Raw genomic sequence first — 21,575 nt, 5'->3', positions numbered from 1 at the left:
TTTATTATAGTCCTATAACCAGGTTAACCCCAAACGTACGTGTTGCTGGGAATTGTCCAAGCTCGAAACCACGGGTGATATCTCCATTACCCAACGTTCCAAATTCTGGATCGAAGGCCGGCCAGCTTGACCAGATAAACAGATCCCGTCCAAAAACGCCAACTGAGGCACGCTGCAAGCCCAATTGGGACAATACTGCAGAGCTCAATGTGTAGTCGAAGCGCAATTCACGAAGCTTTAAGAAATCCGTAGAATAGGAAGTACCTTCTACATTATCACGTCCGAGGTGCGCGTTGTAATAATCCCAAACATTGGTAGCAATAACATCATTTGGCCGGTAGGTACCATCACCGTTGGCAATAACACCGTTTCCAATAATGCCATTGTAACGTCCCGGCAAAGTATTTTTAGTTTTTCCCTGCTCGGCATTCACTGCAGAAGTTAAAGAATACCCTACTGCACCAAATTGTGCGTCAAACATAAAACCTAATCGGAACTGTTTGTAGCGGAATTCGTTGTGCAAACCAACACGCCAAGATGGGTTAGTTTGGCCAATGTACTGCATGGTATCCGTCAATTGTGGAAGACCATTTTCATAAATAATCTGTCCATCAGGAGCGCGCTCATAACCTCGCCCATAAAGATCGTCCATACGTGCACCGACTTTTGCGATAATGGCTCCTCTGCTACCTGGACCGTTTTGCAGAATCATCTCATCCAAATCATCTGTAAGCTCCAGCACCTTGTTTTTGTTGGTACTAAAGGTTGGGCTCATCGTCCATTGGAAATTCTCCTTCCGAACAGGCATAATGCGTGACTCGATCTCCAAACCGCTGTTTCGAATCAAACCGGCATTTACCAATATGGAGGATGCACCTGACGACCGATCCACTGTAGCGGTCAAATGCTGATTAGAAGTCTCGGCCGTATAATAGGTCATATTGAGTGAGAATCGCCCTGAAAACATCGACACATCCATACCAGCCTCGTAACTCCATGTTTTTAATGGCTTTAGAAAGAGATTAGGCATAACTGTGGGGTTAGATCTTCCTCCAGGGAAAATACTTTCAACATTATAGTTATATGACGTCCGATATGGCTCCATTCCCCCACTTCCCACTTGAGCAGCGGATCCTCTAAACTTCAACATGGAGAATTGTTTTGGCAAACGCACCGCCTCCGATAGAAGAAAGCTTAAATTAAACGATGGATATTGAAATGGTTCTCCTTTATTGATCGGGGAAGCTAGCGCACTATTCCAGTCATTTCTAAATGAAAGATCGGCGAACAAAAACTCTTTGTAAGAAACTGTCCCAAGTCCATAAATACTGTTCAATACTAATTCTGTTCTATAAGGCGTACTTACCAAAACACCAGCAGCGTTACCTAGGTTGAAGATACCTGGATAAGATAGCGAATCCGCAGCATTTCTTTCGAGAGAACCTTCGTTGCGCAATGTACTTCCGCCCGCTGTTAAACGGATTTTTAGATCAGGAGTAATTTCTTTGTTATACGTTAGCATAACATCAGAAGAAGTCTCGGTGTTATTAATAGACTGTGTTCTGTACATCCCTTTACGAAACTTTTCTGTATCATAAGGACGTTGTTGGCTTCTACGTTCGGTATTTAAATCTAAGGTGGTGCGAACCATCAATTCCCACTCTTTTGAGAATTTATAGGACGCTTCGACACTACCTGTAAGTCCGTGGCGTTTATTCTTGTTCAACATTTCATTGGTGATCAAATAGGGATTATCGACCAAACTACTGAATGGATAATTTTGGAACATATTTTCCTGTCCAATCTGCCAGTAATCCGTGAGCCAGTCCAAAGAGGCATTTGGCTGCCAAAAAGCATTCCAATACATCAAAGATTGATTATTGTATCCCGACGAAGGTAAATTGTCACTCCGGTTTTGACGGTAGTTAATCCGGGTCTGTATGCGCAGCTTATCCGTTACGGCATGACCAGCAGTTAACGACAAATTGTTACGTTCGTAGCCTGTATTTGGGATGATCCACTTGTTACGTAAATCAGTAAAGGAAAATCTCAATTGTGTTTTATCGTTTCCACCATCCAAACTCACAGAATTGGTGAAGGTTGCTCCAATGTCAAAAAAGTTCTTGCGCTCGTTCGGGTAAGCCTGCCATAAGGTACGCTCGGTTGCGCGCGTCTGGGTGACAGGATCGTATTGAAAAAAGTATTGCCCATCGAACTTAGGTCCCCAAGCGGAGCTAGTACTCCGTGTACTTGCCCCGTCAACACCTGCATTGAAGGAATAAAAACGAACGCCTTCAGTACCCTGACCATATTCATATTGGTAATCCGGCCAACGGGAAATAGACTCCATAGTGGCGTTCGAGGTAAATGTTACACCAACACCTTTTCTTGCCCGACCTGATTTTGTGGTAATCACGATGGCACCATTCGCTCCACGTTGGCCATAGAGCGCGGTTGCATTAGCTCCTTTTAAAACATTTAATGACTCAATATCCTCTGGATTGATGTCGTTGATTCCCGTTCCAAAATCTGTTGGCGAGTCTCCACTAAGATAAGCACCTGAACCAGTTCCTACTTGGTTACCGCTACTGTTGCTTACGACAACTCCATCGATAACAATAAGCGCTTCATTGTTTCCGGTAAGATTGTTTTCACCGCGCAGAATGATTTTGTTGGAACCAGCAGGACCTGCTCCTGAACGAACGAGGTTTACACCCGCAACACGGCCAGATAATGCTTCACTCCAGTTATTCGGCATCGTCTGCGCAATCTCTTCGCCTTTCACTTCAGTGGCCGCATAACCTAGGGCTTTTTTCTCCCTAGAGATACCGAGTGCAGTAACCACAACCTCTTCCAAATCTCCCGTCGTCGGAAGAAGTGCAAAATCAACATTTAACGTTCCCCCTTCAGTTACCTTGATCTTTGACTTGCTCATCGTTTCAAAAGAAATGTATCGAGCGGTCAATGTATAGGTGCCGGGGGCCGCAGAAATGCTGAAGCGCCCATCGGCATCCGCAATCACGGTTCTGTTCAACTCCACAATCTGTACCGATGCTGCGGCCAGAGGTTCTCCTTTGCTGTCCGTGATAACACCGGTAATACGCCCAGGTCGTTGCTGTTTTTTTAGTACCAGTGTACCATCTCCTTTTTCTTCATAAGTAATTGCCGTACCTGCAAAGAGGCTTTTCAATACGGCATCTACTGACGTCGCACGAAAAGCCTGCTCGCGCACAGCAATGTTTGCCAAATTAAGAGCTTTATCATCAAAAGCCATATCAATAGCCTGCTCGGCCTGCAGTTTTTTAATTGCGGCATGTAGCGTTGTGTTTGATATGGTAAAGTCCACTTTTCGTAAATGAACTTGCCCGCTAAGCGGAGCGGCTAACAGGAGTTGAGACACTGTTAAGCCGACGAAATACATAATAATTGTCGTACGCATCATTATTCGTATGAACAATAGGTTTTTATTCATATTTTTATTGTCTTAGTAATTCATATTAAGCTAAGTGGCCTTGCTAGGGTCTCAAGCTGAGCTCGGCCAAACGAATTTAAACAGGTGCCTCTTTGGTGCCTGTTTTCTTTATCGATTAGTAAAGTATTATTTCATCGTTTTCCCTCCTGTAGTTTAACCGATGCATATCACAAACGATATCTAAAGTCTGTGCTAAAGATCGGTTGGCATGTATCTGTAGATTATATGAATATTGGTTTCCGGATTTACGTTCGTTCCGTAAACGAACGCCGTAGATATTGTAAATCGCTTGTCGTAGGTCGGCAAAACTAGCTTGCTCTAATACAACACGTCCGTCTCGCCAAGAGCCAACGGCTGCATCCATCTTTGTGAAGATCTTCCCATCATGTGTATTATAGGATAGCATTTGGCCTTTGGTCAATTGATTTAACTGTTGTCCTAAATTATCCAAAACGGCAACCTTTCCGTGTTCTACACCCACGCGGAATGCCTCTGCCGACGGATAGGCCTGAATATTAAAAGCAGTACCCAACACCTGAATTTTGATATGTTTAGTTTTCACCACAAATGGTCTTCTTGGGTCGGGAGCGACGTCAAAAAATGCTTCACCTTCCAAGGTTACATGACGGGCTTCCATTCCGTAAGCATCCGCTACCGATAAGGTTGAATTGGCATTGAGCCAAACTCTTGAGCTATCCGGTAGGGTAATTAATTTGCGTTCTTTTACGGTTGTCGAAGCGCTAAATGCTGCCAGCGGTGTCGATTGTGTCGTCGTCTCACTCACCAGACCGGAATACTGCAACACTTGATTCCAAGAAAACACAAGCAGCAAAAGAGCAGCAGTGCTAAACCCCAACAACACATATCGGTTACGTTGAAACCATGATCGTGGAGTTTTCGCCAACGGAAGGTTGTTCCAAATACGCTGTTGCATGTCATTACGTTCTGCAACATCATTGAATAAGGTTGAAGCCTCTTCTTTCTCTGAAAAAGACTCATACCAAATATCCACCACACGGCGTTCTGCCGGTGTAGCTTTATCTGCGTTATATTTTCTTAATAGCTTTTTTAACGTTGTTAAGATCACTTTCTCTCGTTTTACACCTCTATAGTGCATCGAAAGACCGGAAAGTACCTCAAGAAATTGTTACCTGTTTGTTAACTTTTTATGAACAGCAATAATAAGGTATACACCGAAGAAGAGATTTCGGGGTGTCGCTCGGAGAGTACCTGTTTAAGGCGCTTCAGTGCCTGTGTATTATTATTTTTGACGGTTTGGGGGGAGATATTCAAAGCTTCAGCAATCTCCGCGATGGTAAAGTCCTGCGTGCGAAGCGCAAAGATCTGTTGCATATTTTCCGGAAACAACGCTATGGCATCCTCCAATGTTTTTTGGATCTCGCTCGCCGCGATAACATCCAAAATGCTATCCTCGAAGCTTTGCATATGCAACAACAGGTGATCAACAACCGTTTGATGTAAACGCGACCTCGAAAAATGTCTTATTATATGGTGTTTAAGCGCCCCATGTAGGTAGGCAGCAATAGAGCTGGAGATTGTCAGGCTAGAGCGGCGTTGCCAAAAGTCCGTAAATATTTCCTGCAGCATATCCTGCGCCTCATCATGACTCTTCAGCCTGTAGTAGGCTTCACGAAACAGACTCTCCCAATGCATATGGAAGATTTGGGCAAACACTTCTTGGCGTCCGTCCCTCACTCCCGCTAGAAGCTCCGTCTCTGTCATATGGCTCATCCCTTGCATGATACAGGCAAAGTTAAACATCCTATATTAACGGAATGTTAATTCAAACAAAGCATCAAATCGAATGGCTTAGGTGCCACAACAGCATGTAGAAACACGCGATTACCCCGTGCATTATTTTTCCGCGAACACTATCTGTCTAGATGTGTATCTTTGCCACATGATCTACTTTCATATTCCTTTTTGCAAACAAGCCTGTCATTATTGTGATTTTCACTTTAGCACGTCGTTGGGGCAGAAAGCGGATATCTTAGCAGCATTGCATAAAGAAGTGGATCAACGACATTTCTACCTGCAGGATCGAACGGTGCATTCTATCTATTTCGGCGGAGGTACGCCTTCTATCTTAGATGCGTCGGATATCGATCGACTAATAGACAAGGTCGCCAGCCATTTTGATATTGCAGCGGATGTAGAAATTACCTTAGAAGCCAACCCTGACGATCTCAACAAACAAAAGGTGCACTCGTTGCGGAATACCAGCATCAATAGGTTCAGCATAGGCATTCAATCGTTCTATGAAGAAGATCTTCGCTGGATGAACAGAGCGCATAATGCCGATGAAGCAGAGTCGGCGATTAAACGGGTTCAAGATGCCGGCTTTGAAAACATTACCGCTGATCTGATATACGGCTACCCACTCCTGACCGACGAAAAATGGAAGACGAATATCCAGAAGCTGTTAGATCATGCCATTCCACATATATCCTCCTACGCCATGACCGTAGAACAGAAGACCGCACTGGCACATTTCATCAAACAGGGAAAGGCGAAACCGATGGATGAATCACAAAGTGCTGAACAGATGTCCATGCTTATCGATACCCTTGTAAGCAACGGCTTCGAGCACTATGAAATATCAAATTTTGCGAAGCCCGGACATTACGCCAAGCATAACACCAACTACTGGCGTGGCGTGCATTACCTTGGGATAGGCCCCTCAGCACATTCCTTCAACGGAACCTCCAGAAGCTGGAATGTTGCTAATAATGCGAAGTATATCCAACATATTGTTAGCGAGGAGAACAATCCTGAAACGGAACAGCTCTCGCTACAAGACAGGGTGAATGAGTATGTGATGACGGCTCTTCGTACGATGTGGGGCATTGACCTGCAACATGTCGAGCAGGCGTTCGGTCGGGATGCATTGGCACATATCCAAGATACTGTCCGCCCCTTCATAAGCCAGCAAGAGGTTACCCACGTTGATCATCGTTATCTCCGCTTAACCAACTCAGGAAAACTATTGGCCGATCACATCGCCTCAGAATTGTTTCTGTTGGAAGAAGATTAGTACAAAAAAATCTGTATAGAATGTAGACCTTAAAAAATGTCTCTCGTATTATAGGAAGTACAAAAAAGAGGCATAAAACTATGCCCCTTCTCACAACACACTATATTAAACTAATTCTTATATTTCTCCGCCAGCATCTTCATAAAGTAACCTCCAACAACCGAGCGCGCTTTGAAACCTCGGCGGTCCGGTTTATCCGTAAAGATCCAGTCCGACATCGGAACCCGATGTACCGTCTCGTTCATGAATGCATGCACGGGCTGTACAAACGCTTGGAACGTTTGCAGATCATCGGCCAGTGTCGCAGACCAGATAATCCAATCTGACTTTGTATACGTTTCTCGGCTATCTAACGGTAAACCATACTTGTTTTGTTTACTCAAGTAATATTTGACTTCTTTCTGTCGAATCTGCGGATCGAAAATCTGCATATCCAATACTTTATCCCACACGAGGTTGTACTTTTGGCTCCAAGTCCCCGATTTATCGAATGTCAGTCGGTAATGATCGCCATCGTTGGCCATACTCTCCCACTGTCGTGCCATATCCCGCGCAGCGGCAAGATACCGTGTGGCAACCTGCTCTTTGCCCAACATCTTGGCTAAATGCCCATAGGAAGCAATACCTAGGATAGCCTTGACCGATAGATTCGCATTATGAGCAAAATGTCCAGCAAAATCGTCCGTACAAAGCTGATTCTCCGGATCGAGCCCCTTTTCAAGTAAATAATCAGCCCATGTTGTCAACACATTCCAATGGTTTTGTGCATAGCCGGCATTCCCTTCGGCGCGTGCAATAGCATAGGTTAGGATCAGCATATTACCACTTTCCTCAACGGGCATATCACCACCATAGGTTTGCCCATTAGCGATGGGATAGGTACCGATATCGTGGGCAGCAAAAGGCTTCTGCCATTTTCCCGACTCGGAATAATAAAAAATAAAATTCAGGAGTGCTTTGGCAAGTTCTGGATTGTAATACAGAAATAGAGGAGCCGACGGATAGGTTACATCAACCGTACCGATAGAGCCATTGCTATCATTTTCTTTAGATAGCAGCAACAGCTCGCCATTTGGCGATTCCACAAGTTTATGTGCAGCAATCGCCTGTCTATAGGCCAATGCACACAGCTCCGCGTATTCCTTACCAAATGCAGCATACTGCTTCATGAACGTTTTATCAAATGAAGATACTTTCTCTAACACCGCGTCATAGCTCGCAAAAGCCTGTTTAAACTGTCCCTCTATGGTCTGCTTGCCGTCGCGATTCCAATAAGGACGTAGGTTATTTCCGAAGTATTGTATGGCGTAAACATCATCATAGCCCAAGGCTATTTTCCCCTTCCATGTTCCCTGCACTTTGCCCTTTTGCCGCAACGCAAGTTGATTTCCTGTACCGGCTGCAGCGGCAACAGATTTTCCCGCTACAAAATTTGCACGCAGACCGTTCACCGTTCCCACAGCAGCCTGTGTTGCAGCTTGCTCACCTACCATATAAAAATAGCCCCAATCATTCCGCACATGATCTCCTTTTCGTCCAAGGATACGCTGGGCAACGCTGCCTGTCTTTACATAAAGCAGACCGTCCTTTTCGTACGACTCGCTCTTGGCATCTTGCGAAGGAAGGTTCAGTCCCCAGTGCGGAGCTGCTTCGAAGTAAAGTTCCACATCCTGTGGCTTCGCCGATGTAATCTCGTAACTTAAGTAATTGACAGGGCGTGACAAGAGTGTAAGGTCGTCTAAAAACAAAGGTGCCGTAAATGTTAACTTAAGCTGTACATCGCCACAGTCGAACAAATAATGCGTTTGCATAGGTTGCAAATCCGCATAGATCTGCTTAGCCTCTTTGTCGAAGTATTTCTTTGCTGCAGGTTCCACCAGCAAACCCATATCCAAAAAAGCATTGCCTCCACGATTATGGCAATAAGCTGCCAATATATTTTCACCTTTTTTCAAGCTTTTGAGTGCTGCAGCATCCAGCTTTACCCGCCTGTTTTTACCGGTGGCCTGCCCTGTAGACAGCACCTTGATGCCGTTAACAAAAAATTCGGCATCGTCATCATGTGCATATTCTAAGAATACATTTTTGCCTTTCACGTCTTCCGAAAGCACAATATTCCGACGCACCCAAATTTTCTCGGTAGTCCAATCGGTCTTGCTGTGCGGCTCGTTCTCGAAGGTTCCAAAGGCTCCTTTGCCCGACTGCCAGCTCTTATCATCATATCCCTGCGCCGTCCAATCTCCTGTTGGATTCACCGTTGTGTATTTCGCTTCCCAGGCCTTATCTTCCCCATTTGGCACTAGGCTAACCAACGCAATTTCTTCCGTTCCCATAAAGCGATAGATCGTCTTCCCTACTTTAATGGCTCCTAAAAGTGGTAAAGGCTTGTTGTCCGACCAGTGGGCTACCGAACTGCCATATAATTGATCCGACGGCGACCAAGCACTAACGTTAGGATCGATACTGACCAAAGGATAGGCCGGCGCTCGCAAACGATTTTGCGATTCCTGTCCAACCGCAATCCCTATACTAGCTATTGCGACACCAAGTGTCCATAAAAGATGTTGCATTCCTTTGCTTTTCATAAATGATTTACATTTTGTTTGTGTAGATGGTATTCATAACATTATCATATACGCTCCCTAAAAAGGATAGACCAAGCGTCCATGCGCGAGCTTTAATAACTAGGCACAGGGTTCATTATTGATCAGCTTCAAAAGTATAATTTATCAGGATACTTTAGCAGCGCGCTACACGCAAACCCTGCATTTTGAACAGATTATGTTATTTTTTGACGAGAAAAGACTATAAGCTAATACGAATTAGCTACTAATTTTGAATTAGCTAACTGATAAACTATGTATACCATACCTTCAACGAATATGGATGGCAAGAGTCTCCCCTATTCAACTGAAAAAAATAAACTGATAAATCGTAAAATTTGGAATCCAACTCGTTGTTCATATACGCTATCTTGGACACCGTCGCTTGACATGGCTTCAGGCTAATCTTATTTTGATAAGCGATCGGTCATCCTTTTTCTGACCAGCAAAAACAGATGCTAACCGAGGCCAGCAACGCGCATGGCCATACCATAAACGAATTCTATCATGCCATAAAAGCTTCTTGCAGCGAAGAAAGCCTTTATGGGATAGCCCAATTACTGCTAAAAACAATAATATCAAACAGTATAACATTTAAACCTATTTTACATGAGCGCAAACCTATCTATTTTTAGTGCTGTACCGCTTACCTACAGCCGCCGGCAAAACCAACATTTGTTCAGATTGATGGACTACATTCGTCTGAGCCTACCAACAAAGATGCCTATTCCATCAGATCCTAGCCTAAACATTTATTCACCTTCCGATCAAGTGATTCGCAGTTTAACGACGCATCGCAAAGAAAAGGATCATCAACAAGAGCATTGAAAAAATTAAAACCTTATCTATTATGAAAAATAAGACGCGAAGCATGAAGGGTATACTACCTCTGCTACTCGGGCTATTGCTGGCATTCATCGCAGCCTGTTCCAAACCCGATAAAGTGGAAAACAAACCGACACATGATCCCACGAAACCAATCACGTACGCCGATTTCTACCCAAAAGAAGGTGGCGTTAGCACACAGATGATTATTGAAGGCTCCAACTTTGGCTCCGATACCGCTTTGGTACATGTATCGGTTAATGATAAAGAAGCCCGCGTCATCGGCGTCAGCGATACGCGTATCTATGCGTTGGTTCCGCCTCGCGCCGGGACTGGCAGTGTTAAGGTAAGCTTAGGTGCAAAAGGCACAGAGAAAGTCCATGTTTTTGACAACCCTTTCTCCTATGAATTTAAACAACAGGTATCCACGATCTCGGGGCAGTCGGACAACAACGGCAATGGAAAAGACGAAGATGGATCCTATTCATCCGCTTGGTTCGACCGTCCTTGCTGGCTAGCCTTTGATAATGATGGTGCCCTATATGTGTTGGAGGAAGGAAATGGAAGTGGAGCATTACGCAGACTCTACAATGATCAGGTAACGACGCTTATGAAGAAGAGTGGCGCGATTGTTCGTCCCCGCACCATCGCGTTCAACCTGGCGCAAGACACGCTATTTATGAGCAACGACCAAGGAAGTTCTACCGGTTTGAGCACTGCCGTGCTGTTCCGCAGCAACGGTTTCAGCACCTTCCGACCTTACATCTACTCTAAACAGACAAACTTTGGTATCAGTCACCCTACAACAGGGGCCTATTTCTACAACCGCTACGAAGATGGGATGTTGTTCCGCTGGTCATCCACCACGGCCGCTGCCGTAGAGCAATTTCGTGTAAAGGATAGCAGTTGGGAATACTCTATGGTATTTACTCCCAATGGAAAAACCGCTTACATCATTGTACGCAATAGACATTATATCGTCAAGGCAGAATACAATGAAAATACCAAACGTTTAGAAAACGCGGTAGACTGGGCTGGTGGCGTGGGTAGTGCTGCCTTCCAAAATGGTATTGGCGCTGCTGCACGATTTGATCAACCCTGTCAAGGTGCCGTCGATGAAGACGGTAACCTGTATGTGGCAGATCGCTATAACCACTGCATTCGCAGGATAACACCTGAAGGTGTTTCCTCGGTTTATGCCGGTGTACCTAGACAGGAAGGCTATGTCGATGGGGAGCCCCTAGAATCTAGATTTCGATTCCCGGAAGGGGTGGCCTTTGGTCCGGATGGCGGCCTTTATGTAGCCGATTATGGTAACCATAGAATTAGAAGAATCCTCGTTGAATAAAAGACCTTTTTATGAAAAACATACTCCAATTGATGGCCTTGCTGCTTGCCTTTATATGGGCAAGCGACGCACAGGCACAAACCGCCGAAATCAGCGGAAAAATAACGGGCAAAGACAATGAACCGCTCGTCGGCGTTTCAGTCGCCATAAAAGAGAAGCCAGGTTTTGGAACACTGACAGACGGCAACGGTACTTTTAAAATCGAGGCCATGCTGAGCGACGTTCTCGTGATCACCTACGTAGGTTACGAGAGACAGGAAGTTCCCATCGCCAACAAGCGTGAACATACTATTATCCTTATCGAAAGCGCCGAAAATGCCATAGACGAAGTCACCGTGGTGGCCGCCGGCGCCACCCAGCGAAAGATTACCGTCACCGGAGCCGTGACGACGGTCAATGTCAAAGACCTAAAAACCTCCACATCACAACTGAGCAATAGCTTGGCTGGAAACGTGGCCGGTATTATTGCACGACAAATCTCGGGTGAACCCGGATCAAATGTATCCCAATTCTGGATACGTGGGATCAACACTTTTGGTGCCAACGCCTCGGCCTTGGTGCTGGTCGATGGTATCGAGAGAAATTTCAACGAGATCAATATCGAAGATATCGCTACATTTTCGGTATTGAAAGACGCCTCGGCAACAGCCATCTATGGGCAACGGGGCGCAAATGGTGTCATTATCATAACCACCAAACAGGGAGAAGCAGGTAAAGCAACCATTACCTTCGAGGGAATTGGCGGCTACAACACCCGCTCGCGAACACCGGAGTACGTCGATGGTATCACGTATATGAACCTAGCTAACGAAGCACGATTGGCGCGGTTTCAAGACCCCTTATTTTCAGATGTCGAGAAACAGGTACAGATTCACAACCTAGACCCAGACCTGTATCCCAATGTAAATTGGTGGGATCAGGTCTTAAAGGACGGTGCGTTCAACCAAAACTATCGGTTAAACATATCCGGTGGCGGAAGCACCGCGCGTTATTACATCTCGGGCGCTTATTACAACGAAGATGGCATGTACAAAACTAACGATGTGGCTAACGCCTACAATACCAATGTCAACTATGGTCGTTACAATTACTTAGCCAATGTCGACGTCAATGTCACGAGCAGCACGCTCGTAAGGTTGGGTGTATCGGGCTTTTTAGCCAACCACAATACGCCGGGCACGAGCAGCGTTGACATTTGGGGATCCCTGTCCGAACTTACTCCGTTAAGTATACCTGTACGCTATAGCAATGGCCTTGTGCCTACCTATGGCGCAGCCAACCAAACGAACCCTTGGGTGCTGCTGACCGAAACGGGCTATACCACACGTTGGGAAAACAAGGTGCAGACGAATATCTCCCTAGAGCAAGATCTGGGTAAACTTGTTCCCGGTTTACGGTTCATTGGACGGTTCGCCTTCGACACCTATAACAATAATATTGTGCGTCGGATAAAAAACCCAGATACCTTCCGGGCTGAACGGCAGCGTGATCGCAATGGTGATTTAGTATTCCGAAGGATACAAACGGCTTCTCCGCTAGCGCAGAGCTCTGAAACCGGCGGTAACCGCAGATACTATACCGAGGCCAACCTAAATTACAATACACTAATCAATGAGAAACATAACATCGGCGCACTACTGCTCTATTACCAACAGGAAGTAAGTGAAACGGCCAACGTAGGCACAAATGTGCTGCGTGGGGTACCAAAGCGCAACATAGCACTATCTGGCCGCGTCGCCTACGGCTACATGGACCGCTACCTAACCGAATTCAATTTTGGTTACACCGGTTCCGAAAACTTTGAACCCAACGAACGGTTTGGATTCTTCCCCGCGATATCTGCCGGCTGGGTACTTTCCGAAGAACCTTTTATCAAAGAGTCCGTTGACTGGATGGATCTATTTAAAGTACGCTACTCCTATGGGGAAGTCGGCAATGACCGACTAGGCAACGATGCTTCGGGGAACGAACGAAGATTTCCCTACCTCAGCACTTTTTCCACCGGCGGGAATGGTTATGTGTTTGGCGAGTTCGGCGTGAACGGGCAGACCGAACTTTTTGAGTCAGTTATTGGCACTCCTCACCTTACGTGGGAGGTTTCTAAGAAGCATAATTTAGGCTTGGATCTCGCTTTTTTTAACAATAAGGTATCGGCAACGATCGATTTCTTCCAAGACCATCGCATGAAAATCTTTATGCCGCGCAGCCATATGCCGCAAACGGTAGGTCTATACGGTCGTGAGCCCATGGCCAATGTGGGCGAAATGATGTCACGCGGGATCGACGGTAGTTTCTTGGTTAGGCCGAAGATTGGCAACGTAGATTTCACCGTACGTGGAAACCTGACCTACAGCAAATCGGAGGTACTGGAATTTGACGAGGCCGCCAACGCATTGCCCTATCAAATGACAAAAGGATACCGCTGGAACCAAAGCCGAGGGCTCATCGCCTTGGGACTATTCAAGGACTACGAGGAAATTGAAAACAGCCCTCGACAGACGTTCAGCAACACCGTACTACCCGGCGACATCAAGTACAAGGATGTGAATGGCGATGGGGTTATCGATGAGCTTGACGTGGTGCCTGTTGGTGCAACAACGGTTCCAAATCTAATTTATGGATTGGGCTTTAGCGCCATGTATAAAGATTTCTCGATCAGTGTGCTGGTGCAGGGTGCAGGAAAATCAGACTTTTTCATCGGAGGCAACAACGTGCACCCTTTTGCTACTGGCGATATCGGGAATGTACTTACCGCTGTATCCAATCCAGACGATAGATGGATTCCTCGAGAGATATCTGGAACCTCCGCTACAGAGAATCCTAATGCGCTTTTCCCGCGCATGAGCTACAATGGCAACCCCAATAATTTCCGGAATTCAACTTTCTGGATGCGTGACGGCAGTTACTTGCGCTTAAAAAACGTGGATATCAACTACATGCTCCCCAAAGGATTCGTATCAAGAGCCAGCATAAAAAATGCACGCGTATACCTACGTGGGGATAATCTTTTGGTCTGGAGCAAATTTAAATGGTGGGATCCAGAAATCGGGACAAGCGATGGCCGCGCCTATCCGATCACGCGTATCGTTACCCTCGGACTACGGGCAGAATTTTAATCATAAACAAGAACGATTATGAAAAGGATATTCATATTTACATGGTTGCTAACAGTATGCGTTTTCAGTGCCTGCAACAAATACCTCGATGTCGACAAGTATTTCAACGACATGTTAAACAACAAAGATTCCATATTTGCCAAGCGAGAATATGCGATGAATTGGCTCACCAGCACATACCGTCATATGAAGGACGCTGGAGGTGAGATCTCCAATAAAGGAAGCGGCGGAAATCCATTTTCCTTCATTTCCGACGATATGATCTTTGGCGATCGTCAAGATCGCATCCGGCAATACCAAAATTGCGAATACTCGGCCGACAATCAGATCTACGAAGGTGGTCGCTGGACTTTCCTTTACGAAGGCATCCGCAAGGCATCCGTTTTCATCCACAATATAGACAAGTGTAAAGAGATGAATATGACCGAAATCGCCGACGCCAAAGCGCAGGCACGGTTTCTTCGTGCCTATTTCTACTGGATGTTGATGCGGCAGTTTGGCCCCGTTCCTTTGGTACCTGATGCCGGTCAGGATGTGAGTTTACCTTACGAGCAATTGGCACTTCCACGAAGCTCATACGATGAGTGCGTGGATTTCGTGACCAGCGAATTTGCCAATGCCGCCAGCTCCCTTCCTGCTGTTCGCGCAGCAAGTGAAATTGCCCGCCCTACACGTGGCGCTGCATTAGCCGCCAGAGCTAAAGTATATCTCTTTGCGGCTTCACCACTTTTTAATGGCAACGATGAAATGTTCGACCTACTGGATCATGAAGGCCGGCAGTTGATCAACCAAGTTTATAGTGAAGAAAAATGGGCGAAGGCCGCTGCTGCGGCCAAAGAGGTTATTGACCTTGGACAATATGACCTCTACATACATCCGCTCGTCGAACGCGATGTAGAACCCTATAAAACGACGATCAACCCACCTTACCATCCTGTGTATTCAGAAGCGGCCTACCCCAATGGATGGAAAGATGCGGATCCGATGCTCTCCTATCGGGAGATCTTCAATGGAGGGGTCACCATCTCCAAGAATCCGGAATTTATATTCACACGCGTGGAATGGGGAGGCACAAACACGATGGATATCGCCAAACACTCGGCTCCGACGAGCCTCGGTGGATGGAACACCAACGCCATGACCTTGAAACAGGTAAAGGCCTATTACATGAATGATGGCAAGGACATCAATGAATCGACAACATATCAGCAGCAAAAGAACGGTTTCAGCACCAATAGTGACGACTACCGTCCACTGCCGGCAAATGTAAGCTTACAGTATGCCAACAGGGAGCCTCGCTTCTACGCTTCAGCGGCATATAACGGATCTATCTGGGAAAATATCAGCACCACCAATTCAGGCCTTCGCAACCGGCAAATCTTCTACTACAAAGGCGACCCCGATGGAAAGATTCTATCCTCTCCCGATTTCTATATTCGGACGGGTGTTGGCGTCAAAAAATATTATCATCCGGAAGATTCTTGGAGCGAAGGCGGTCAGCAAACTCGAAAGTATGAACCCGCAATCCGTTATGCTGACGTTTTGCTATGGTATGCAGAAGCGCTCAACGAACTCACGGGCACGCATAGCGTCAAGGGATACAACGAGGTCGATATCAACGTATCACGTGATGCGGAGCAGCTTCGGTTTGCCATGAAGCGCATCCGCATGCGGGCGGGCATTCCTGATCTAGCAGATAATATTTATCAAAGTCAGACAGCCTTTCGCAGCGCATTGAAACGCGAGCGGCAGATCGAATTCTTCGCCGAAAACTCTAGGTATTGGGACCTTAGGCGTTGGAAAGACGCACCAATTGAAGAGAATATGCCGATCATGGGAGCCAATATGGAGATGAAAAACGATAATACCCAACGCCCGCTATTCTACAACGAAACGGTCATCACCTCTATCCCGAAGATATTCTTGAAAAAGATGTACCTATGGCCCCTAGAAACCGGAGAACTGCGTAGAAATGCTAAACTGACACAAAATCCTGGCTGGTAAAAAAAGACAATTATGAAAAGTATAGTAAAATATAGTTACCTGCTGCTCGCTGCAATGGTATTCAGCGCCTGCAATGATGCGCTAGATGATGAGCTGTTTGATAAAACAGTCGTCTTTACCAAAAATGGCTTTCAGGATATTCATATCGATTATGTCAATAATGGAGAGGTCATCACCAACCTCCCCATATCGGTCAGCGGCACCTCTGCCAATATGCAGGATGTTAACGTCACCGTTTTACTCGATGAAGATACGCTGAACACCTACAATTTCGAACGTTTTCGAAATCAAACAGCACTCTATTACCGGCTACTTCCCGCGGCAAGTTACCAACTGGGCAGCAGCAATGTGACGATCGCTAGTGGTCAGGAAAGTACGATACTCCCCATTCGGTTGGACGTTCAACAAATCGATAAATTCAACGATTACGTACTCCCTTTGCGTATTGGCCAAAGCTCGGCCTATACGATTGGCCCATCAAAGTACAGCAAAGTGTTGATGCGGATCTTGTTCCAAAATTACTTCTCGGGTGATTATGTCGTATCAGGACGTGTGCGCGATCTCACGTTCAACTCGGAAATCAGCTTAACGAGTCGTACTCTTAAGGTGGTGGACGAGCGTACCTGTTACTTCTATGCCGGAACGATTGACGCCAACTCCACCCTAGCCGATAAGGAAAAGTTTATCATTAAGGTACATACCGATCCCGAAACTGGCGAAGCGAGCCTTACCGCGCTAGATCCGGCTATTGAATTGGAGCAGCGGCAGGCCAAAATTGAGCAATCGACCGAACTGGATCCCTTAAACCAAAATATCGAGATCACCACGGTGAAGTTAACGCTAACCTATCGATACAAAGATATCAGCAACACTGTTGATCCACCAACGATGGAATTCGATGGTAGTATGACCTTGGTGAAAACGCGCGATATCTCGGTTTGGAATAAGTAATACTGAACGATGCATATCAACTTCTGTTGAGCAAAGAAACAGGCCTCCTTTTACATGGAAAGGAGGCCTGTTCTCTTATTTGCTAGTCTTATGCCCCGGAAAGCAGTCCTTGGCTCGCGAAGTATTTCATGATAATTTGGGTAGCTCCTGCCTTCTCGCGCACATATGCAGCCGCTGTTCGGGACACTACTTCTAGCTTTTCAGGATTGCCGAATGCGGTCATCAACTCGATCAACGTTGAGCTGTTGCTTATCGAAAAACCAGCTCCCAGTTCAATCAGGTCGATGGCTTCCTGAAACTTGGCATGCTTCGGGCCAAAGATCACTGGCATACCGTAGGTAGCTGCCTCCAAGGTATTGTGAATACCCGCACCAAAACCACCGCCGATATAAGCAATCTTTCCGTAGGCATACAAGGAGGACAACATCCCTATATTATCAATAATCAGCACCCGAGCGGTAGCAATTTGCGCGGATGTAGCTGCCGAAAATGTAGAATAGAAAAGCGCAGTTGGAAAAATATCTCGTAGCTGCTCCAAATGACTATCCCCAATCTCATGCGGCGCAAGCACCATTTTCCAATCAGCATGTGTGGCGAGACTATCCTCCAATATCCGTTCATCTTCCGGCCAGGTGCTTCCAGCCACTAACACCTTATCTGTTCCGGCGATAAACTGCTCCACCACGCTTACAGGTTTACGTTGCCGCGGCAATTCAGCCACACGATCGAAACGGGTATCTCCTGCTAGACCTGCTTTTTTGATATGAATAGCTTTGAGCAGATGTACGGAATCCATATTCTGTGCGAAGAAAAAAGTTACCTGACGTAGGATGCCGCGAAAAAAACCGCCGTACCATTTGAAGAAAACCTGTTCTTCCCTAAAAATGGCCGACACCAAGAACAGCGGTATGTTCGAACGAGTAAGTTCACGAAAATAATGGTACCAATACTCATATTTAGTGAAGACGGCAAATTTCGGTTTCACGATGGCTATAAACTGCTGGGCATTGTGCGCGGTATCAAGCGGCAGATAAAAAACGTAGTCTGCCAATGGCGTATGTTTGCGAATGGTATAGCCCGAGGGGGAGAAAAACGTTACCAAAATTTTTTCCTGAGGATACTTGTTTTTAATGGATTCCATGACGGATCGCCCCTGCTCAAACTCTCCCAAGGAAGCGAAGTGAAACCAAATGGGCTTTTGTCCCGGCCCAATCGTCTGTTCGATTTGTTCCAAGAGGTTCCTACGCCCTTCCACCCACAGCTTCGCCTTGCTGTGAAAGGGCGCTATTAGCCGCAAAACAAAAGCGTAAAAGCCTATTCCAAAGTCGTACAAAAAACGCATCTTGACAAAATATCCTTATCTTCGTCAAAGATATTAAACTTTATTCATTCCAAACATTGGTGAACAGGCAAGAACAGAAAAGAATACTCATCACCGGTGCCGCCGGCTTTTTAGGATCGCACCTATGCGATCGTTTTATGCAGGATAATTTCCATGTGATCGGTATGGACAACCTCATAACCGGAGATCTGCGTAACATCGAGCACCTGTTTAAACTCCCCAATTTCGAATTTTATCAACATGATGTCTCCAAGTTCGTACACGTACCCGGACAGTTGGATTATATCTTGCATTTCGCTTCACCAGCAAGCCCCATCGACTACCTACAAATGCCGATACAAACGCTCAAGGTAGGCTCTCTGGGCACCCATAATCTGTTGGGCTTGGCCAAGAGCAAGTCGGCCCGCATATTAGTAGCTTCCACCTCGGAGGTCTATGGCGATCCCTTGATATCACCGCAGTCAGAAGAATATTGGGGAAATGTCAATCCCGTTGGACCACGTGGCGTGTATGATGAAGCTAAGCGCTTCCAAGAGGCCATGACCATGGCCTATCATAATTTCCACGGGCTGGAAACCCGTATTGTACGGATCTTCAACACCTATGGTCCGCGCATGCGCCTGAACGATGGACGTGCCCTGCCTACATTTATTGCGCAGGCACTCGAGGGGGAAGATCTCACCATCTTTGGCGATGGCACACAAACACGATCCTTTTGTTATGTTTCCGATCAAGTGGAGGGTATCTATCGTCTTTTGCTCTCCGACTATGCGTTGCCGATGAACGTTGGCAACCCCGATGAAATGACGATCAATGAAATGGCTCAGGAGATTATCTTGGCTACAGGCAGCGCCGCCAAGCTTGTGCATAAACCGCTTCCTATTGATGACCCAAAACAACGACGCCCCGACATCAGCAAAGCGATAAAAATACTGAATTGGGAACCAAGAGTTAGTCGTGGAGAGGGTTTGCAGAAAACCATTGATTATTTTAAAGCACTCCCAGAAGAAGAACTTAAACGGAAAGACTTTACCTACTACAAGCAAAGATAGCAGCGTCGTTTTATTAACTTTTATAAAAGCGATGACCGAGTAGAGTGAGCTCTCTCAGTCATCGCTTTAACTTTATTGTACATCTCTTGTACAGCGTATATTAATAGCAAAATTCTTGTTGTCAGTACCTTGACCCATCGTAGCAGCAGTCTCGTTAGTAATTAAGCGAGAAGCATTATTTGCGGCACTGTTTGGAGCAATAGATTGACTGGTCCAATAAGCACCTGCGCTACCTCTACTCTGCAAAGTAGCAGGCGTAGTCCCATTAGTAGGCGTAAAAGCACCTCCGGAAGGAAAAGTCAGCACAACATTGCGATCGCGAAGACTACGGAAAACCTTTGCGGTCGAATAGTTTGTTGCACCAGCAGTCCATGTACCTTCTATATTATCCGTCTCGTTTTGTGTCGTATTGGCAAGCAACAGGTTCCATTCGTTTCTTGTAGGAACGCGCCATCCTGCTGGGCACGGATCATTTGTGGTATTTTTTACCGGAGCAGCCTCTGTCCCCGTATTCCAAGCCGTAAGACTCGTTTCTCTCGTGCCCCAATGCGCACCTGTTTGGTCAGCGGTGTTACTACCGTTTCCTCTTGTCGTATTTCTTCCCCATTGATAGTAGTTCCCGATATGATCCCTAAATCCGATAGAAGCCGTTGCATTAGGAGCATCGGGATTCGCTACCGTTGATCCCAAATTTCTACGCATCCAATACCTGCCGTTAATTAACGCTGCGTCTTGCCCTGCGATGGTCTCATATTGATCTGTAGGGTTTAAACGCAACCGCACCGTATAGGCAATACCCGGCGTAATCGTAATATTGTTTAGCGTGATAGGCGTCGTTCTATTCAACGGCCCCACAACCAAAGACGCGATGGACAGCGAGCCAGTAGTGGTATTATTAGAGAAGTAAGTTATATTCGAGGCACGCTGAGCGGCTGCGGCAGTACTCGTATAGGACATTGTTTGGGTAGTCGTGGCTCCCCCAAAATTACTAACAGCACCAGTACTCAAATTCACCGTTGCTGTTCCTCTTGTACTGCCTAAAGTTGTTGCCCCCACACTCGTAATCAGATAGCCATTTGTTGCCGTTGCATCGATCAATACCTGCATGGGCGAAGTAAGATGCCGCAAAATAACATTCAAATTCACCGTGGTCTGCGAAGATACGGTCATCAATCCTGAATTAAACATCATAAAGCCGTTCGCTACTGGCGCACCAGTAATCGTAAAGTTAGACGCTGTTTGCGAAGCAAGGTTTTCCGCGGGCGCCGTACTCGTGTTATACGAATACGCTATAAAAGTATATTGTCCATTCGGCAATTGCATTGCGACCCCGTCGGCAGGCGTCACCGTTCCATTAGCGGCAATATTGTACACCTTATCTCTAAAATACGCACCGGAACTGTTGAAAGCTACCAACCTAAAGGCAATGGCACGCTGTATGGGGTTTACCACCACAGTAGCCTTGTTTTCACCGGAAGGAGATTTAGCGGGAGTAGGACGATACACGGCTTCTTTGGATGTTACTTCTGCACTGATGTAAAAGCCATCTTCTAAAGGTATTTCCTGCACCTGTACTGCCGGAGCATTGTTCAAATTCGACTTGATAATCGATCGTAAACCATCGGCCGCGGATCGGCCTCCAAAGGTCGCTTCCTGCTCGTCGTACTCTTCTCCGCCCAAACTCACGTTTAGCGTAACGATTTCTTGGCCAAATCCCTCTTCATCGCGCTTGCAGGAAAAAAAGGACAATAGAACCAACACGATTGATACTGTTTTCAGCAATCTAATAGTCATATAGATAATGTGT

Annotated in this window: 13 protein-coding genes; 7 read left to right on the top strand and 6 right to left on the bottom strand. The window is 46.1% G+C overall.

Annotation, left to right across the window (positions count from 1 at the left end):
* Positions 1–4: 4 nt before the first annotated feature.
* The 3 genes from SCB77_RS13835 to SCB77_RS13825 form a co-directional block, all read right to left on the bottom strand.
* A complete protein-coding gene (locus SCB77_RS13835) occupies positions 5–3,472 on the bottom strand; it encodes a SusC/RagA family TonB-linked outer membrane protein (protein WP_320182600.1) in 3,468 nt (1,155 codons plus the stop codon).
* 115 nt (positions 3,473–3,587) lie between these two features.
* Positions 3,588–4,589 carry a FecR family protein gene (locus SCB77_RS13830; protein WP_320182599.1) on the bottom strand — a complete coding sequence of 334 codons (1,002 nt, stop codon included), beginning with the start codon at positions 4,587–4,589 and terminating at the stop codon, positions 3,588–3,590.
* Positions 4,590–4,630: 41 nt separating this feature from the next.
* The gene (locus tag SCB77_RS13825; RefSeq protein ID WP_320182598.1) at positions 4,631–5,224 is read right to left on the bottom strand and encodes an RNA polymerase sigma factor; all 594 of its coding nucleotides are present in this window, start codon (positions 5,222–5,224) and stop codon (positions 4,631–4,633) included.
* A gap of 169 nt (positions 5,225–5,393) precedes the next feature.
* On the opposite strand from SCB77_RS13825, the gene hemW reads away from it, so the two are divergent.
* Entirely contained in the window at positions 5,394–6,527 is a 1,134-nt protein-coding gene (hemW, locus tag SCB77_RS13820; protein WP_320182597.1) for a radical SAM family heme chaperone HemW, read from the top strand.
* A 110-nt stretch (positions 6,528–6,637) separates the two neighbouring features.
* Here the strand turns inward: hemW and SCB77_RS13815 are convergent, their stop codons facing one another.
* Positions 6,638–9,112: a glutaminase family protein gene (locus SCB77_RS13815; RefSeq protein ID WP_320182596.1), complete on the bottom strand. Its 2,475-nt coding sequence runs from the start codon at positions 9,110–9,112 to the stop codon at positions 6,638–6,640.
* Between the two features lie 627 nt (positions 9,113–9,739).
* Between SCB77_RS13815 and SCB77_RS13810 the strand changes: the two genes are divergently transcribed.
* From SCB77_RS13810 to SCB77_RS13790, 5 genes are read left to right on the top strand one after another with little or no spacing between them, the layout of a single operon-like run.
* A complete protein-coding gene (locus SCB77_RS13810; protein ID WP_320182595.1) occupies positions 9,740–9,958 on the top strand; it encodes a hypothetical protein in 219 nt (72 codons plus the stop codon).
* 22 nt (positions 9,959–9,980) lie between these two features.
* Positions 9,981–11,303 carry an IPT/TIG domain-containing protein gene (locus SCB77_RS13805; RefSeq protein ID WP_320182594.1) on the top strand — a complete coding sequence of 441 codons (1,323 nt, stop codon included), beginning with the start codon at positions 9,981–9,983 and terminating at the stop codon, positions 11,301–11,303.
* An 11-nt stretch (positions 11,304–11,314) separates the two neighbouring features.
* Complete coding sequence (locus SCB77_RS13800) at positions 11,315–14,419, top strand: SusC/RagA family TonB-linked outer membrane protein (protein ID WP_320182593.1); 3,105 nt, start codon at positions 11,315–11,317, stop codon at positions 14,417–14,419.
* An 18-nt stretch (positions 14,420–14,437) separates the two neighbouring features.
* Positions 14,438–16,423: a RagB/SusD family nutrient uptake outer membrane protein gene (locus tag SCB77_RS13795; protein ID WP_320182592.1), complete on the top strand. Its 1,986-nt coding sequence runs from the start codon at positions 14,438–14,440 to the stop codon at positions 16,421–16,423.
* A 12-nt stretch (positions 16,424–16,435) separates the two neighbouring features.
* Positions 16,436–17,374, top strand: a complete 939-nt coding sequence (locus tag SCB77_RS13790) for a DUF4973 domain-containing protein (RefSeq protein WP_320182591.1) — start codon at positions 16,436–16,438, stop codon at positions 17,372–17,374.
* A gap of 88 nt (positions 17,375–17,462) precedes the next feature.
* Here the strand turns inward: SCB77_RS13790 and SCB77_RS13785 are convergent, their stop codons facing one another.
* Complete coding sequence (locus SCB77_RS13785; protein WP_320182590.1) at positions 17,463–18,716, bottom strand: 3-deoxy-D-manno-octulosonic acid transferase; 1,254 nt, start codon at positions 18,714–18,716, stop codon at positions 17,463–17,465.
* A 59-nt stretch (positions 18,717–18,775) separates the two neighbouring features.
* Between SCB77_RS13785 and SCB77_RS13780 the strand changes: the two genes are divergently transcribed.
* Positions 18,776–19,768, top strand: coding sequence for a UDP-glucuronic acid decarboxylase family protein (locus SCB77_RS13780; protein ID WP_320182589.1), 993 nt, complete (start codon positions 18,776–18,778; stop codon positions 19,766–19,768).
* Between the two features lie 72 nt (positions 19,769–19,840).
* Here the strand turns inward: SCB77_RS13780 and SCB77_RS13775 are convergent, their stop codons facing one another.
* Positions 19,841–21,562 (bottom strand): FISUMP domain-containing protein, encoded by a 1,722-nt coding sequence (locus tag SCB77_RS13775; protein WP_320182588.1) that lies wholly within the window; start codon positions 21,560–21,562, stop codon positions 19,841–19,843.
* Between the last annotated feature and the right edge of the window lie 13 nt (positions 21,563–21,575).

The sequence above is a fragment of the Sphingobacterium bambusae genome, from assembly GCF_033955345.1.
GTDB classification, from domain to species: Bacteria; Bacteroidota; Bacteroidia; order Sphingobacteriales; family Sphingobacteriaceae; genus Sphingobacterium; species Sphingobacterium bambusae.
This window is presented reverse-complemented; position numbering and strand designations above follow the sequence as displayed.